Raw genomic sequence first — 15,688 nt, 5'->3', positions numbered from 1 at the left:
TCTGAACATGAAGCAAGGTTTGCAATTACGGCTCAGCCAACAACTGGCGATGACGCCGCAGCTACAGCAGGCGATTCGCCTGTTGCAACTGTCCACCTTAGAACTCCAGCAGGAGCTCCAGCAAGCGCTGGATAGCAATCCGTTGCTGGAGCAAGCCGATCTTCATGAAGAGGTAGATACCCAGCAGTCGCAGGATACTGAAGCACTCGACACCGCCGATGCGCTCGAACAAAAAGAGATGCCGGACGAGCTTCCGCTGGATGCCAGCTGGGATGAAATCTACACCGCCGGAACCCCTTCCGGTACGCGTGCAGACTACCAGGACGATGAGCTACCGGTTTATCAGGGTGAAACTACCCAGTCACTGCAGGATTACCTGATGTGGCAGGTGGAACTTACCCCCTTCTCCGATACCGACCGCGCGATCGCGACATCCATTGTCGATGCCGTGGATGACACCGGTTATCTGACCGTCACGCTGGACGAAATTCTGGAAAGCATGGGTGACGAAGAGATTGAACTCGAGGAGATAGAAGCCGTTCTGAAGCGCATTCAGCGTTTCGATCCGGTTGGGGTGGCCGCAAAAGATCTGCGCGACTGCCTGCTTATCCAACTTTCTCAGTTCAGCAAAGAGACGCCATGGCTTGATGAAGCCCGCTTGATCATCAGCGACCATCTGGATCTTCTGGCCAATCACGATTTCCGCAGCCTGATGCGCGTCACGCGCCTGAAAGAAGAGGTGCTGAAAGAGGCGGTCAATCTGATTCAGTCCCTCGATCCGCGCCCCGGTCAGTCCATTCAGACCAGCGAACCCGAGTACGTCATCCCGGATGTGCTGGTCAGAAAACACAATGACCGCTGGGTCGTTGAACTGAACTCGGACAGCATCCCTCGCCTGCAAATCAACCAGCAGTATGCCTCCATGTGCACCAGCGTGCGTAACGACTCCGATAATCAATACATTCGTAGCAATTTGCAGGAAGCGCGATGGTTGATCAAAAGTCTGGAGAGCCGAAATGATACGCTGCTCCGCGTAAGCCGCTGTATTGTCGAACAGCAGCAGGCGTTCTTTGAGCAGGGTGAAGAGTATATGAAACCGATGGTGTTGGCGGATATCGCCCAGGCCGTCGAGATGCATGAATCAACCATTTCCCGCGTGACCACGCAGAAGTATCTGCACAGCCCACGCGGTATTTTTGAGCTTAAGTATTTCTTCTCCAGCCATGTGAATACCGAGGGCGGCGGTGAAGCGTCGTCAACGGCCATTCGCGCCCTGGTGAAGAAGTTGATCGCCGCGGAGAACCCCGCGAAGCCACTGAGCGACAGTAAGTTAACCACCATACTGTCCGACCAGGGTATTATGGTGGCACGCCGAACTGTTGCGAAGTATCGAGAGTCTTTATCCATTCCGCCGTCTAACCAGCGTAAACAGCTGGTCTGACACAACCGATAAGGAAGACACTATGCAGCTCAATATCACAGGACATAACGTCGAGATTACTGAGGCTTTACGTGATTTTGTGAATGCTAAATTCGCGAAACTCGAGCAGTATTTCGAAAGGATCAACCAGGTCTATGTTGTATTGAAAGTGGAGAAAGTGACTCATATCTCGGATGCGACCCTGCATGTCAACGGGGGTGAGCTCCATGCCAGTGCGGAAGGGCAAGACATGTACGCTGCTATCGACGGCTTGATTGATAAGCTTGCACGACAGCTCAATAAACATAAAGACAAACTGAAACAACACTAATTGTCCGGGCAGTTAACGGGTGCAGGAAGGCCTGTTGTGAAACACAACAGGCCGTTTGTACAGTTAGCGCTTAGGTGAAATTATGATGAACAACGATTCCGCTCTTCAACTGAGCAATGTCCTTAACCAGGAATGTACGCGCAGTGCTGTTCACTGCCAGAGCAAAAAACGTGCGCTGGAGATCATCAGTGAACTGGCCGCAAAACAGCTGGGCCTGCCGCCGCAGGTCGTGTTCGAAGCGATCCTGACCCGTGAAAAAATGGGCAGTACCGGCATCGGCAACGGCATCGCGATCCCGCACGGCAAACTGGAAGAGGACACCCTGCGTGCCGTCGGTGTGTTTGTGCAGCTGGAGACGCCTATCGCCTTCGATGCCATCGATAATCAGCCCGTCGATCTCCTCTTCGCGCTGCTGGTGCCTGCCGACCAGACGAAAACCCATTTGCATACGCTTTCGCTGGTCGCAAAACGCCTGGCCGATAAAACCATTTGCCGTCGACTGCGCGCAGCCCAAAGTGATGAAGAGCTATATCAAATTATCACTGAAGCAGAAGGCAATCAGGATGATGCATAACCAGGAGATGGCCTTCACATCTGTTGTCCTGAGGAGAAACGGAACATGGTGCTGATGATTGTCAGTGGCCGTTCAGGGTCCGGGAAATCCGTGGCCCTGCGCGCGCTGGAAGACATGGGGTTTTACTGCGTAGATAACCTGCCGGTCGTGCTGTTGCCCGACCTGGCACGCACGCTTGCGGAGAGGCAAATCTCTGCCGCCGTCAGTATCGACGTTCGTAACATGCCTGAATCGCCAGAAATCTTTGAACAGGCAATGAGCAACCTGCCTGATTCATTCTCGCCTCAGCTGCTGTTCCTCGATGCAGACCGCAATACTCTGATCCGTCGCTACAGCGATACCCGTCGTTTGCACCCGCTTTCCAGCAAGAACCTCTCGCTGGAAAGTGCTATCGACGAAGAGAGCGATCTGCTGGAACCGCTGCGTTCCCGTGCTGACCTGATTGTCGATACGTCCGAAATGTCCGTGCATGAGCTGGCGGAAATGCTGCGTACCCGTTTACTGGGCAAACGCGAGCGTGAACTGACGATGGTGTTCGAGTCATTCGGCTTTAAGCACGGTATTCCTATCGATGCGGATTATGTTTTCGACGTGCGCTTCCTGCCGAACCCGCACTGGGATCCGAAGCTGCGTCCAATGACCGGTCTCGATAAGCCCGTCGCGGCCTTCCTCGACAGACACACAGAAGTTCACAATTTTATCTACCAGACGCGAAGCTACCTTGAGCTATGGTTACCTATGCTGGAGACAAACAATCGTAGCTACCTGACCGTGGCGATTGGCTGTACCGGCGGTAAACATCGTTCGGTCTATATCGCCGAACAGCTGGCCGACTATTTCCGTTCACGCGGAAAGAACGTTCAGTCCCGTCATCGCACGCTGGAAAAACGTAAAACATGACCGTAAAACAAACCGTTGAGATCACCAATAAGCTGGGCATGCATGCACGTCCGGCGATGAAACTGTTTGAGCTGATGCAGGGTTTCGATGCAGAAGTTCTGCTGCGTAACGATGAAGGTACCGAGGCGGAAGCGAACAGCGTAATTGCGCTACTGATGCTGGACTCCGCCAAAGGCCGCCAGATTGAAGTAGAAGCTACCGGTCCACAGGAAGAGGAAGCGCTGGCGGCGGTGATTGCGCTGTTTAACGCCGGGTTTGACGAAGACTAACGCCTCTTTCATGGCGGGTAGCGCTACGCTTACCCGCCTTACATCAATTTATTTCTCGCCATAAACTCTTCTCCTCCCAGCTGCCGCATCTGGCGCATGATCCACGCCTGTCGGTTTCGCACATAGCCTGAGGGGGCATCAGCCTTAAAGCGAATTGGGTTAGGCAAGACCGCGGCCAACAGCGCAGCTTCAGAGAGGCTCAGCCGGCTGGCAGGTTTATTGAAATATCGCTTCGACGCGGCTTCGACACCAAACACGCCATCACCAAACTCGGCAATGTTCAGATAGACCGTCAGAATACGTTTCTTGCTCCAGACCGTTTCCATCCCCAGCGTCAATCCGGCTTCCAGCCCTTTTCGCACCCAGCTGCGGCCATCCCACAAAAACAGGTTTTTGGCCGTCTGTTGTGACAGCGTCGATGCGCCGCGCACGCGGTTTTCATGGCGTTCATTATGGGCGAGCGCTTTCTCGATTGCCGCCACGTCAAACCCCCAGTGCTCCGGGAATTTCTGATCCTCCGCCGCTATCACCGCCAGCCCCATCCACGGGGAGATTTCATCTGTGCTCACCCAGTCAGAGTGGGCAACATAGCTGAAGTCACCGGTGAACCACGCGCTCAGCTGACGCTCAACCATCACGGCAGAAAACGGAACCGGCAGAATGCTGAATAATGCCAGTCCGCCGCCCCAGAACACCGCCAGCACCAGCACGGCACGCCAAAGAATACGTTTTACCCAGGCGCCTGCGGCGAATTGACGCCTCATTCAGTCAGCACCAGCACTCTGGCCACCAGCTTTTCAATGCCTGAAGCGGCTTCCGCGATAGTCTGCGCCAGCATATACGCAGGTGTGGTGACGATTTTATTGTCTTCATCCACCACAATGTCATCCACCGGACAAGGGATGTGCTCGCCTCCCATCTCCTCGATGATTTCCGCTGTATCAATATCGGTCCCGATGGTCAGGCGCAGCGGGAAATCAAAAATTGTGGGAAGCATGGCCGGAGCGATGCAGATAAAGCCCTGCGGTTTACCCGCCGCATGCATGGCCTGTGATAACGCTTTTAAATGCGGATCAACCTGACACCCGGCGCCTTGCGTGGCAAACGTGCTGAGGTTTTTAGCCGCCCCAAACCCGCCCGGCACAATTAACGCATCAAGCTCTGCGGCGTCCGCCTGAATCAGAGGATGAATTTCGCCACGCGCAATACGCGCGGCTTCAATCAGGACGTTACGGGTTTCCGCCATCGGCTCCCCGGTCAGATGATTAATGACATCAGCCTGATTTTTGTCTGGCGCGAAGCAAATGACTTCAGCCCCCTCTCTTGCCAGGGCCAGCAATGTGATGACGGCTTCGTGTATCTCAGAACCATCGTAAACGCCACATCCGCTCAGTACGACACCAATCTTTTTCATCATGACGATCCTTCTCTGCAACTCGCTGAAGCACATAATTAATTTTGATTAAAACGCTATGCTTCACACATTTCACTGATTCCTGTAACAAACCATTTAAGATTTGCTATCTTATTTGCGTGCGGCCTAAATTTTCAGGCGGCGTCCATACGAAAACAACACAAAAAACAGGCGCAGCCACAATTTCCCTGGTGTTGGCGCAGTATTCGCGCACCCCGGTTAAGCCGGGGTCATTTTTTTCTGGCGTCCACCCAGGCTTTAAGCACCGCCACATCGTTCTGCCACTCTTGTTTCATCTCTTCAACCCAATCACCTACGTTATCTTCCCAGGCAGGTAAATCAGGTGACTGAATCTGTTGTCCCAGCTGCTGCAGGTGACGTAAGCCGACCGAGCCGGCCGCACCTTTGATTTTATGTCCTTCTTCCACAATGCCTTTCTGATCCCGCGCTGTCAGATTTGACTCCAGCACGCTCAGATAGCCCGGCATCATTTTTTCAAATACCGCCAGACCGTCGGTAATCAGTTTTGGACCAACCAGATCGATGTACTGCTCCAGCATCGCGGTATCGAGTATCGTTTGGGCTTTCGCGCTATCCACAGACGTCATGGTGTTCTCCTCTTCATCATGGGTATCCCAGAACTTCTTGATCATGGCGGTCAGGGCAGGCACCGCCAGCGGCTTGCTAAGTACATCATCCATACCGGCATCGAGGTACTCTTTTTTATCTTTCAGCACGTTCGCCGTCAACGCCACCAGCGGCGGCAGTTCGTCGGCAGCGTACTGGCTCGTCAGTTCACGGGAAATATCCAGCCCGGTCATGTCCGGCAACTGAATATCCAGCAGAACGAGATCATATTCACCCGGCTTAAACATCTCCAGCGCGGCTTTACCGGTCATCGCCACATCCACGCTGTTGCCCAGTTTTTCCAGGACAGAGCGTGCGACAATTACGTTAAGCTCAATATCTTCCACCAGCAGGACATGCAGCGCAGGCAGCGGCATATCGTCGTTTTCGAAGGTATCTTCCACCTCTTCCGCCACCGCCGGCGCGTGCACCGTCAGCGTGAAGGTTGAGCCTTTGCCCGGATGGCTGGCGACGGTAATATCACCGCCCATGCTCTTCGCAAGGCGTTTAGACACCGCCAGACCAATTCCCGTGCCGGTAGCGGGCTTGCCGCCGTTGCTGTCCTTCACCTGATAGTACATCGCAAAGATTTTGTCCTGCTCTTCCTGCGGAATACCAATGCCGGAGTCTTCCACCTCAAAGTGCAGCATGTCGCCCTGGTCATAGCGGATACGAACCGAGACCTGCCCCTTCTGGGTAAATTTGACCGCATTGCTGATAAGGTTCCACAGGATCTGGCGCAGACGCGTGCCGTCGGTAACGACCTTGTGCGGCAGCGGCAGCGTGGGATCCATGACAAAGCTCAGCCCCTTCTGCTGCGCCTGCAAACCCGACAGGTTTTCCAGATCGGCAAGGAAACCGGTGAAATCAACCGGCTGGTTATCAAGCTGCACTTTGCGGCGTTCCATCTTATCCATATCGATAATATCGTTGAAGATATTCCCCAGCGTGACCGCTGAGACATGGATGGTTTTAAGGTATTTTTCCTGTTCTGCGGTGAGATCGGTGTCCAGCAGAATGCGGCTCAGGCCGACAATTCCGTTAAGTGGCGTACGCAGTTCATGGCTGATGGTGGAGATGAAGGTGGTTTTATCGCGGCTGGCACGTTCAAGGGCATCCTGATAGCGCTTACGCTCGGTGATATCGCGGCCAAACCCCATCAGACCGTGGCGTTTCCCCACGCGGTCGTAGTACGGCACCTTACGGATCTCAAAGCAGGCTTTGCGCCCGTCGGGGTAATCCAGCCACTGTTCATAGGTCAGCGAAACGTTATGACGGAACACTTTTTCGTCCGTCTCCATCACTTTGGCGGCCGCCTCTTCGGAGTATACGTCCTGCGGCTTCAGGTGAATCAGCTGCTTCTCGCTCTTCCCGGTCAGCAGTTCCATCGCCCGGTTACAGCCGGAAAACTCTTTATCTTCATTACGGTAGAAAACCAGATCCGGTGATGCATCAAGGAACGAGCGCAGGAAAGAGGATTGCTGCTCAAGCTGGATCTGCGTCACCTCGCGCTCTTTCATTTCGATTTTCAGTTGCTCCAGCGTCGCCTGGCGCTCAGCCTCCGCCTTCTCACGATCCGAAATCTCCTGGTTCAGTTGGGCGATATTATCCTTTAGCTGAACGTTGAGCTTCAGATCGCGATCGCGCATCTCTTCCAGTTTATCGACCAGTTTTGACAGGCGCTGACGGGACTCCTCCAGTTGTTCAACCACCACGGAGAGGAAATAGACCGCCCAGGGTGTAATCAGCAAGCCAAAGAAGATGGAGCGGATCACGTCGATACTCTCGACCTGACCGTGCAGAACCATGGTTACGGCCATCTGTACGACAATGGCCAGAACGACCAGCGCCAGTGCCAGCAGCATGGAGAAACGCACCAGCCCAAGCTTCATCATCAGATCGACGTAGTACTGGGCCAGCATTCGAATTTGCTTCATAGAGGATCCCTTCACGACTTTATCGCTCAATAATACTCAAATTCGCGGCGGGGCGTTGAAGGTTGTGAGAAAAAGTGCGGGGTGAAACAGGAGATTAGCCTCGCTTCCGGTTCTCCGGAAGCGAGGAGAGGTCTGTCAGGAGCGTTTCAGCATCAGCCAGAGGCTGATCAGGAAGAAGCTGGCGCTCGGCAGCAGCGCGCCGATAACAGGCGGAATACCATAAACCAGCGTCAGCGGGCCGAAGATCTGATCGAGAACGTAGAACACAAAGCCGAAGCTAATCCCGGTCACCACGCGCACGCCCATCGGCACGCTACGCAACGGGCCAAAGATAAACGACAGTGCCATCAGCATCATCACCGCCACGGACAACGGCTGGAAGATTTTGCTCCACATGTTGAGCTGATAACGTCCGGCGTCCTGTCCGCTCGACTTCAGGTATTTCACGTAGTTGTGCAAACCACTGATGGAGAGAGCGTCAGGATCCAGCGCCACCACGCCGAGTTTGTCCGGCGTGAGTTTGGTTTTCCACATGCCCGACACCGTCTGAGAGCCGGAGATCTGTTTTGGATCGGTCAGGTCTGACTCATCCACCTGCGACAACCGCCATTGCTTATGCTCGGCGTCAAACTTGGCCGAAGAGGCGTGACGCACGGAGAGCAAACGACGATCGTCATTGAAGGTGTAAATACTCACGCCCCCCAGTTCGTCATCGCCCTTCACACGTTCGATATAGACGAAGCTGTCACCATCTTTTGCCCACAACCCTTGCTGCGTTGAGAGCAATGAGCCACCGTACATCGCCTGCGCACGATAGTTACGCGCCATCTGCTCACCCTGCGGTGCCACCCACTCGCCAATTGCCATGGTCAACAGAACCAGCGGGATCGCGGTTTTCATCACCGACAGTGCAACCTGCATACGGGTGAAGCCCGAAGCCTGCATAACAACCAGTTCACTGCGCTGTGCCAGCATCCCTAAGCCCAACAGCGCACCCAGCAGGGCCGCCATCGGGAAGAAGATCTGCACATCTTTTGGCACGCTGAGCAGGGTATACATGCCCGCACCCAGCGCGTCATAGCTCCCCTGCCCGGCTTTTTTCAACTGATCGACAAATTTGATAATGCCGGAGAGCGACACCAGCATGAACAACGTCATCATGATGGTGGAAAAAATAGTTTTACCGATATAGCGGTCAAGAACGCCAAACGCCTGCATTAGAGGGCTCCTTTACGCGAGAAGCGGGCACGAATGCGGCGCACAGGCACCGTATCCCACAGGTTGAGTCCCACCGCCAGCAGCAGATACAGACCATTGACCACCCAGGTCCAGACGAATGGGTCAATTTTACCCTTACCACCATTAGACTTAATTGAGGTCTGCAACAGGAAGAACACCAGGTACAGCAGCATGGCTGGCAACATTGACAGCACGCGTCCCTGACGTGGGTTAACCACACTCAGCGGAACGACCATCAGAGCCATCATAAATACGGCGAATACTAGCGTGATACGCCAGTGCAATTCGGCACGCGCACGGTTGTTGTCCGTATTGAACAGGGTACGCATATCCATTTGCTCGGTATCACTTGGATCGAGCGCCACGGTCTGGTGACCAATAATGGCCTGGTAGTTCTGGAAATCGGTGATGCGGAAATCGCGCAGCATCGCAGTGCCTTCGAAGCGCGTGCCTTTATTCAGCGTCACTACCTGAGAGCCATCTTTACGCTGTGACAGTTGACCCGAATCGGCCACCACGACGGAAGGACGGGCATTCCCTTTGGTGCGGAGCTGCGCAAGGAACACATCGTTAAAGCGGCTACCATCCACGCTTTCGATAAAGAGAACAGAATTCCCGTCCGTCGCCTGCTGGAACTGGCCCTGCGCCAGTGCGGCCATACCCGGGTTTGCTTTGGCTTCTGCCAGCACTTCATCCTGGTGACGGGAAGACGTTGGGCCCGCCCACATCACATTCACCGCCGCAACGATACCTGTGAAAAGCGCCAGAACCATAGCGGCTTTCACCAGTACGGCTTTACTCAAGCCGCAGGCGTGCATCACGGTGATTTCACTCTCGGTATAAAGCTTGCCGAGCGTCATGAGCAGACCGAGGAAAAGACTTAGCGGCAGGATAAGCTGCGCCATTTCCGGGATCCCTAAACCAAGCAGGGAAAGCACCAGATTCGTAGGAATTTCGCCGTCAACGGCCGCACCGAGGATCCTGACCAGCTTCTGACAGAAAAAAATCAGCAGCAGGATGAAGAGGATCGCCAGCTGGCTTTTGAGCGTCTCCCGCACCAGATATCTTATGATTATCACTTTAAATACGCCCGTAAAAACCCGTCTCTTTGCTGGAAAATCGCTTGTTTCATGGCTTAAACGTCATTTATTCTCTTGAGTCGTCGAAATCATCGCTAAGATTAAAACATCCGGCGGATTCACGCTTCAGGACTTTTTCTGACGTGTCGAAACCGTAGTAACGTAAGATTAACACGAAGTCACCACAACAGCGGACATGAGTTACGAAAGGTTTCAATTCTATCTGTAGCAGCCGCTGTTGTCTTTAAGATTCAGGAGCGTAGTGCATGGAGTTCAGTGTAAAAAGCGGTAGCCCGGAGAAACAGCGGAGTGCCTGCATCGTTGTGGGCGTCTTTGAACCACGCCGACTCTCCCCGATCGCCGAGCAACTCGATAAGATCAGTGATGGCTACATCAGCGCCCTGCTGCGCCGTGGCGAACTGGAAGGCAAACCTGGGCAGACGCTGTTACTGCACCATGTTCCAAACGTACTGTCCGAACGTATTCTGCTGATTGGCTGCGGTAAAGAGCGCGAGCTGGATGAACGTCAGTATAAGCAGGTTATTCAGAAAACGATTAATACGCTGAATGATACCGGCTCAATGGAAGCCGTTTGCTTCCTGACCGAGCTGCACGTCAAAGGCCGTAACACCTACTGGAAAGTGCGTCAGGCGGTCGAAACGGCAAAAGAGAGCCTGTACAGCTTCGATCAGCTGAAAACCAACAAAAGCGAGCCACGTCGTCCGCTGCGTAAGATGGTCTTTAACGTACCGACCCGTCGCGAGCTGACCAGTGGTGAACGCGCTATCCAGCACGGTCTGGCGATTGCTGCCGGGATTAAAGCCGCAAAAGATCTGGGCAATATGCCGCCTAACATCTGTAACGCAGCCTATCTGGCCTCTCAGGCACGTCAGCTGGCTGACGCCTACAGTAAGAATGTCATCACCCGCGTCATCGGCGAACAGCAGATGAAAGAGCTGGGAATGCACTCCTATCTGGCAGTCGGCAACGGCTCCCAGAATGAGTCGCTGATGTCGGTTATCGAGTACAAAGGTAATCCGTCTGAAGATGCGCGTCCGATTGTGCTGGTTGGTAAGGGTCTGACCTTCGATTCCGGCGGTATCTCCATCAAGCCTGCCGAAGGCATGGACGAGATGAAGTACGACATGTGTGGTGCAGCAGCAGTGTATGGCGTGATGCGTATGGTGGCGGAACTTCAGCTGCCGATTAACGTCATTGGCGTGCTGGCGGGCTGTGAAAACATGCCTGGCGGTCGTGCGTACCGTCCGGGTGACGTTCTGACGACCATGTCCGGCCAGACCGTTGAAGTGCTGAACACCGACGCCGAAGGCCGTCTGGTGCTGTGCGACGTGCTGACCTACGTTGAGCGCTTCGAGCCTGAAGCGGTCATTGACGTGGCCACGCTGACCGGTGCCTGTGTGATTGCGCTGGGCCATCACATCACAGGGCTGATGTCGAACCACAATCCTCTGGCGCACGAGCTGATTGGCGCGTCCGAACAGGCCGGCGACCGCGCATGGCGTCTGCCGCTGGGTGACGAGTACCAGGAACAGCTGGAGTCTAATTTCGCCGATATGGCGAACATCGGCGGTCGTCCTGGCGGGGCAATTACTGCGGGCTGCTTCCTGGCGCGCTTTACCCGTAAGTACAACTGGGCGCATCTGGATATCGCAGGTACCGCCTGGCGTTCCGGTAAGGCCAAAGGCGCAACCGGTCGTCCGGTCGCGTTACTGTCACAGTTCCTGCTCAATCGTGCGGGTTTTAACGGCGAAGAGTAATTGCCGTCAGATGCCCGGTAGCGCTACGCTTACCGGGCCTACGGAAAGATGCCGTTTGTAGGCCGGGTCAGCCCGGCCTTGCATTTAAATCCACAACAAGAAGCCCCATATATGAAGAATGCAACGTTCTACCTTCTGGACAACGACACCCATCAGGACGGCCTCAGCGCAGTTGAACAGCTGGTGTGTGAAATTGCCGCAGAACGTTGGCGCGCAGGTAAACGCGTTCTGATTGCCTGCGAAGATGAGCAGCAGGCCATCCGCCTTGACGAAGCACTCTGGGCACGCCCGCCGGAGAGTTTTGTTCCGCATAATCTGTCTGGCGAAGGCCCTCGTGGCGGCGCACCGGTAGAGATTGCCTGGCCGCAAAAGCGCAACAGCAGCGCGCGCGATATTCTGATTAGCCTGCGGATAGATTTTGCAGATTTTGCCACCGCTTTCACAGAAGTGGTAGACTTTGTCCCTTACGAAGAATCTTTGAAACAACTGGCGCGCGAACGCTATAAAGCGTACCGCCTGGCTGGTTTTAACCTGAATACGGCAACCTGGAAATAATGGAAAAGACATATAACCCACGCGATATCGAACAGCCGCTTTACGAGCACTGGGAACAGCAGGGCTATTTCAAGCCTAACGGCGATGAAAGCAAAGAGTCCTTCTGCATCATGATCCCACCGCCGAACGTCACCGGCAGTTTGCATATGGGTCATGCCTTCCAGCAGACCATCATGGATACCATGATCCGCTACCAGCGCATGCAGGGCAAAAACACCCTGTGGCAGGCGGGGACAGACCACGCGGGTATCGCGACCCAGATGGTGGTTGAGCGTAAAATTGCCGCTGAAGAAGGTAAAACCCGCCACGACTACGGTCGCGACGCGTTCATCGATAAAATCTGGCAGTGGAAAGCAGAATCCGGCGGTACCATCACCCGTCAGATGCGCCGTCTTGGCAACTCCGTGGACTGGGAGCGCGAGCGCTTCACCATGGACGAAGGCCTTTCCAACGCCGTTAAAGAAGTGTTTGTCCGTCTGTACAAAGAAGACCTGATTTACCGTGGCAAGCGCCTGGTAAACTGGGACCCTAAACTGCGCACCGCTATCTCCGACCTGGAAGTGGAAAACCGTGAGTCTAAAGGCTCCATGTGGCATATCCGCTATCCGCTGGCCGACGGCGCTAAAACGGCAGACGGTAAAGATTACCTGGTGGTAGCGACCACCCGTCCGGAAACCCTGCTGGGCGATACCGGCGTGGCCGTTAACCCGGAAGATCCGCGTTATAAAGACCTGATTGGCAAATTTGTGGTGCTGCCGCTGGTTAACCGCCGCATTCCCGTTGTGGGCGATGAACACGCCGACATGGAAAAAGGCACCGGCTGTGTGAAAATCACCCCGGCACACGACTTCAACGACTACGAAGTGGGTCGTCGTCACGCCCTGCCAATGATCAACATTCTGACGTTCGACGGTGATATCCGTGAAAGCGCGGAAGTGTATGACACCAAAGGTAACGAATCCGACGTTTACTCCAGCGACATTCCGGCTGAATTCCAGAAAATGGAACGTTTTGCCGCGCGTAAAGCGATTGTCGCTGCAGTGGATGCACTCGGCCTGCTGGAAGAGATCAAACCTCACGATCTGACCGTGCCGTACGGTGACCGTGGGGGTGTTGTTATCGAGCCAATGCTGACCGACCAGTGGTACGTGCGCGCCGACGTGCTGGCGAAACCGGCTGTTGAAGCGGTTGAGAACGGCGACATCCAGTTCGTGCCGAAGCAGTATGAAAACATGTACTTCTCCTGGATGCGTGATATTCAGGACTGGTGTATCTCCCGTCAGCTGTGGTGGGGCCACCGTATCCCGGCCTGGTACGACAGCGAAGGCAACGTCTATGTTGGCCGCAGCGAAGATGAAGTTCGTCAGGAAAACAACCTGAGTGCCGATGTTGCCCTGCGTCAGGACGAAGACGTACTGGACACCTGGTTCTCCTCCGCACTGTGGACCTTCTCCACGCTGGGCTGGCCGGAGAACACCGACGCGCTGCGTCAGTTCCACCCAACCAGCGTGATGGTGTCCGGCTTCGACATCATCTTCTTCTGGATCGCCCGCATGATCATGATGACCATGCACTTCATCAAAGATGAAAACGGCAAGCCGCAGGTTCCGTTCCATACCGTCTACATGACCGGTCTGATTCGTGACGACGAAGGCCAGAAGATGTCCAAGTCCAAGGGTAACGTTATCGACCCGCTGGACATGGTTGACGGTATCTCCCTCGAAGAGCTGCTGGAAAAACGTACCGGCAACATGATGCAACCGCAGCTGGCAGAGAAGATCCGCAAGCGTACTGAGAAACAGTTCCCGAATGGGATCGAACCTCACGGTACTGACGCCCTGCGTTTCACTTTGGCGGCACTGGCTTCAACCGGTCGTGACATCAACTGGGACATGAAGCGTCTGGAAGGTTACCGTAACTTCTGTAACAAGCTGTGGAACGCCAGCCGCTTCGTGTTGATGAACACGGAAGATCAGGATTGCGGCTTCAACGGCGGCGAGATGACCCTGTCTCTGGCCGATCGCTGGATCCTGGCAGAGTTCAACCAGACGGTGAAAGCCTTCCGCGAAGCGCTGGACAGCTACCGCTTCGATATCGCGGCGGGCATTCTGTATGAATTCACCTGGAACCAGTTCTGTGACTGGTACCTGGAGCTGGCAAAACCGGTAATGAACGGCGGTTCTGAAGCGGAACTGCGCGGTACGCGCAACACGCTGATTACCGTTCTGGAAGGTCTGCTGCGTCTGGCGCACCCGATTATTCCATTCATCACCGAAACCATCTGGCAGCGTGTGAAAGTGATTGCCGGCATCAACGCCGACACCATCATGCTGCAGCCGTTCCCGGAATTCGATGCAGCGAAGGTCGATGAAGCGGCGTCAGCCGATACCGAATGGCTGAAACAGGCGATCGTGGCGGTACGTAATATCCGTGCCGAAATGAACATCGCCCCGGGTAAACCTCTGGAGCTGCTGCTGCGCGGTTGCAGTGAGGCTGCTGTTCGCCGTGTCACCGAGAACAACACCTTCCTGAAAACCATGGCGCGTCTGGAAAGCATCACCGTGCTGCTTGCGGATGACAAAGGTCCGGTATCCGTGACCAAAATCATCGACGGCGCCGAGCTGCTGATCCCGATGGCAGGTCTTATCGACAAAGACGCTGAGCTGGCTCGTCTGGCAAAAGAAGTGGCTAAGGTCGATGTGGAAATTGGCAAAATCGAAAGCAAACTGGCGAATGAAGGCTTTGTTGCCCGCGCGCCGGAAGCGGTTATCGCGAAAGAGCGTGAGCGTCTGGTTGCCTTCGCCGATGCTAAGACCAAACTGATCGAGCAGCAGGCGGTTATTGCAGCCCTGTAATGCTTTTACCCCTTACGCTTCAGGGCGTAAGGGGTATCCTTCCTGAAAACTCCTCGCTTGCGCTCCCTTTACTGCGGTGCTATTAACAGCAGTTGTGTGTCAATTTTTGTAATGAGTAAGACTATGAGCGTGATTACCCCCGTCGCGACGACGATGCGTCGGATCACTGAGCAGGACAACCCGGCTATTGCCGCCGTTATCCGAACGGTTTCCGCAGAGTATGGCCTGACCGCCGACAAAGGTTATACCGTTGCCGACCCGAATCTGGATGAGCTGTTTCAGCTGTACAGCCAGCCGGGCTACGCCTATTGGGTTATTGAGCAGAACGGCCAGGTCGTGGGCGGCGGTGGCGTGGCGCCTTTAAGCTGCAGCGAGCCGGATATCTGCGAACTGCAAAAAATGTATTTCCTGCCGTCGGTACGCGGGCAAGGGCTGGCGAAAAAGCTGGCGCTTATCGCCCTTGAACATGCGCGTACTCAGGGTTTTAAACGCTGTTACCTGGAAACAACCGCCTTCCTCAAAGAGGCCATTGGCCTGTATGAACATCTGGGCTTTACGCATATTGATGCGCCGCTGGGCTGTACCGGCCACGTCGATTGCGAAGTCAGGATGCTGAAAACTCTGTAAAGGGCATTCCTGCCCTCTTCTGTTAAGCGACTGTAAACTGAATGCTCTACACTCTCAGTTCACACCATAACGGGGGAAACACG

General features: G+C 54.7%; 14 protein-coding genes. 9 read left to right on the top strand and 5 right to left on the bottom strand.

What is annotated here, in order from left to right; translation table 11 throughout:
- Nucleotides 1-7: 7 nt before the first annotated feature.
- The 5 genes from rpoN to npr all read left to right on the top strand — a co-directional run bounded on the left by rpoN (nt 8) and on the right by npr (nt 3,494).
- Nucleotides 8-1,441: an RNA polymerase factor sigma-54 gene (gene rpoN / locus AM410_RS09650; protein ID WP_014171817.1), complete on the top strand. Its 1,434-nt coding sequence runs from the start codon at nt 8-10 to the stop codon at nt 1,439-1,441.
- Between the two features lie 22 nt (nt 1,442-1,463).
- The gene (hpf, locus tag AM410_RS09645; RefSeq protein ID WP_014171818.1) at nt 1,464-1,751 is read left to right on the top strand and encodes a ribosome hibernation promoting factor; all 288 of its coding nucleotides are present in this window, start codon (nt 1,464-1,466) and stop codon (nt 1,749-1,751) included.
- 82 nt (nt 1,752-1,833) lie between these two features.
- Complete coding sequence (ptsN, locus tag AM410_RS09640; protein ID WP_014171819.1) at nt 1,834-2,325, top strand: PTS IIA-like nitrogen regulatory protein PtsN; 492 nt, start codon at nt 1,834-1,836, stop codon at nt 2,323-2,325.
- A 45-nt stretch (nt 2,326-2,370) separates the two neighbouring features.
- Complete coding sequence (rapZ, locus tag AM410_RS09635; RefSeq protein WP_014171820.1) at nt 2,371-3,225, top strand: RNase adapter RapZ; 855 nt, start codon at nt 2,371-2,373, stop codon at nt 3,223-3,225.
- Nucleotides 3,222-3,494, top strand: coding sequence for a PTS phosphocarrier protein NPr (npr, locus tag AM410_RS09630; RefSeq protein ID WP_003861872.1), 273 nt, complete (start codon nt 3,222-3,224; stop codon nt 3,492-3,494). The genes rapZ and npr overlap by 4 nt, the downstream gene beginning before the upstream one ends.
- Before the next feature lie 38 nt (nt 3,495-3,532).
- Here the strand turns inward: npr and mtgA are convergent, their stop codons facing one another.
- From mtgA to lptF, 5 genes are all read right to left on the bottom strand, one after another.
- A complete protein-coding gene (gene mtgA, locus AM410_RS09625) occupies nt 3,533-4,258 on the bottom strand; it encodes a monofunctional biosynthetic peptidoglycan transglycosylase (RefSeq protein ID WP_073396304.1) in 726 nt (241 codons plus the stop codon).
- Nucleotides 4,255-4,908, bottom strand: coding sequence for an isoprenoid biosynthesis glyoxalase ElbB (elbB, locus tag AM410_RS09620; RefSeq protein ID WP_032670144.1), 654 nt, complete (start codon nt 4,906-4,908; stop codon nt 4,255-4,257). Before elbB ends, mtgA begins: the two co-directional genes overlap by 4 nt.
- A gap of 230 nt (nt 4,909-5,138) precedes the next feature.
- Nucleotides 5,139-7,472 carry an aerobic respiration two-component sensor histidine kinase ArcB gene (arcB, locus tag AM410_RS09615; RefSeq protein ID WP_032679053.1) on the bottom strand — a complete coding sequence of 778 codons (2,334 nt, stop codon included), beginning with the start codon at nt 7,470-7,472 and terminating at the stop codon, nt 5,139-5,141.
- A 135-nt stretch (nt 7,473-7,607) separates the two neighbouring features.
- Nucleotides 7,608-8,690, bottom strand: coding sequence for an LPS export ABC transporter permease LptG (gene lptG, locus AM410_RS09610; protein ID WP_020883523.1), 1,083 nt, complete (start codon nt 8,688-8,690; stop codon nt 7,608-7,610).
- The gene (lptF, locus tag AM410_RS09605) at nt 8,690-9,790 is read right to left on the bottom strand and encodes an LPS export ABC transporter permease LptF (RefSeq protein WP_014171825.1); all 1,101 of its coding nucleotides are present in this window, start codon (nt 9,788-9,790) and stop codon (nt 8,690-8,692) included. Before lptF ends, lptG begins: the two co-directional genes overlap by 1 nt.
- Nucleotides 9,791-10,056: 266 nt before the next feature.
- Between lptF and pepA the strand changes: the two genes are divergently transcribed.
- The 4 genes from pepA (at nt 10,057) to AM410_RS09580 (ending at nt 15,605) form a co-directional block, all read left to right on the top strand.
- Nucleotides 10,057-11,568, top strand: coding sequence for a leucyl aminopeptidase (pepA, locus tag AM410_RS09595; RefSeq protein WP_014171826.1), 1,512 nt, complete (start codon nt 10,057-10,059; stop codon nt 11,566-11,568).
- Between the two features lie 111 nt (nt 11,569-11,679).
- Nucleotides 11,680-12,123: a DNA polymerase III subunit chi gene (gene holC, locus AM410_RS09590; RefSeq protein ID WP_008502815.1), complete on the top strand. Its 444-nt coding sequence runs from the start codon at nt 11,680-11,682 to the stop codon at nt 12,121-12,123.
- Nucleotides 12,123-14,978: a valine--tRNA ligase gene (locus tag AM410_RS09585; protein WP_108647759.1), complete on the top strand. Its 2,856-nt coding sequence runs from the start codon at nt 12,123-12,125 to the stop codon at nt 14,976-14,978. Before holC ends, AM410_RS09585 begins: the two co-directional genes overlap by 1 nt.
- 123 nt (nt 14,979-15,101) lie before the next feature.
- Nucleotides 15,102-15,605, top strand: a complete 504-nt coding sequence (locus tag AM410_RS09580) for a GNAT family N-acetyltransferase (RefSeq protein WP_020883521.1) — start codon at nt 15,102-15,104, stop codon at nt 15,603-15,605.
- Nucleotides 15,606-15,688: the final 83 nt, after the last annotated feature.

This window comes from Enterobacter cloacae complex sp. FDA-CDC-AR_0164 (assembly GCF_003071645.1).
GTDB lineage: Bacteria > Pseudomonadota > Gammaproteobacteria > Enterobacterales > Enterobacteriaceae > Enterobacter > Enterobacter ludwigii.
This window is presented reverse-complemented; position numbering and strand designations above follow the sequence as displayed.

What these genes read in the sequence shown, in the direction of transcription:
- arcB (WP_032679053.1), bottom strand. Translation starts at nt 7,472, where the DNA reads ATGAAGCAAATTCGAATGCTGGCCCAGTACTACGTCGATCTGATGATG.
- pepA (WP_014171826.1), top strand. Translation starts at nt 10,057, where the DNA reads ATGGAGTTCAGTGTAAAAAGCGGTAGCCCGGAGAAACAGCGGAGTGCC.
- mtgA (WP_073396304.1), bottom strand. Translation starts at nt 4,258, where the DNA reads ATGAGGCGTCAATTCGCCGCAGGCGCCTGGGTAAAACGTATTCTTTGG.
- rapZ (WP_014171820.1), top strand. Translation starts at nt 2,371, where the DNA reads ATGGTGCTGATGATTGTCAGTGGCCGTTCAGGGTCCGGGAAATCCGTG.
- AM410_RS09580 (WP_020883521.1), top strand. Translation starts at nt 15,102, where the DNA reads ATGAGCGTGATTACCCCCGTCGCGACGACGATGCGTCGGATCACTGAG.
- elbB (WP_032670144.1), bottom strand. Translation starts at nt 4,908, where the DNA reads ATGAAAAAGATTGGTGTCGTACTGAGCGGATGTGGCGTTTACGATGGT.
- npr (WP_003861872.1), top strand. Translation starts at nt 3,222, where the DNA reads ATGACCGTAAAACAAACCGTTGAGATCACCAATAAGCTGGGCATGCAT.
- lptG (WP_020883523.1), bottom strand. Translation starts at nt 8,690, where the DNA reads ATGCAGGCGTTTGGCGTTCTTGACCGCTATATCGGTAAAACTATTTTT.
- rpoN (WP_014171817.1), top strand. Translation starts at nt 8, where the DNA reads ATGAAGCAAGGTTTGCAATTACGGCTCAGCCAACAACTGGCGATGACG.
- ptsN (WP_014171819.1), top strand. Translation starts at nt 1,834, where the DNA reads ATGATGAACAACGATTCCGCTCTTCAACTGAGCAATGTCCTTAACCAG.
- hpf (WP_014171818.1), top strand. Translation starts at nt 1,464, where the DNA reads ATGCAGCTCAATATCACAGGACATAACGTCGAGATTACTGAGGCTTTA.
- holC (WP_008502815.1), top strand. Translation starts at nt 11,680, where the DNA reads ATGAAGAATGCAACGTTCTACCTTCTGGACAACGACACCCATCAGGAC.
- AM410_RS09585 (WP_108647759.1), top strand. Translation starts at nt 12,123, where the DNA reads ATGGAAAAGACATATAACCCACGCGATATCGAACAGCCGCTTTACGAG.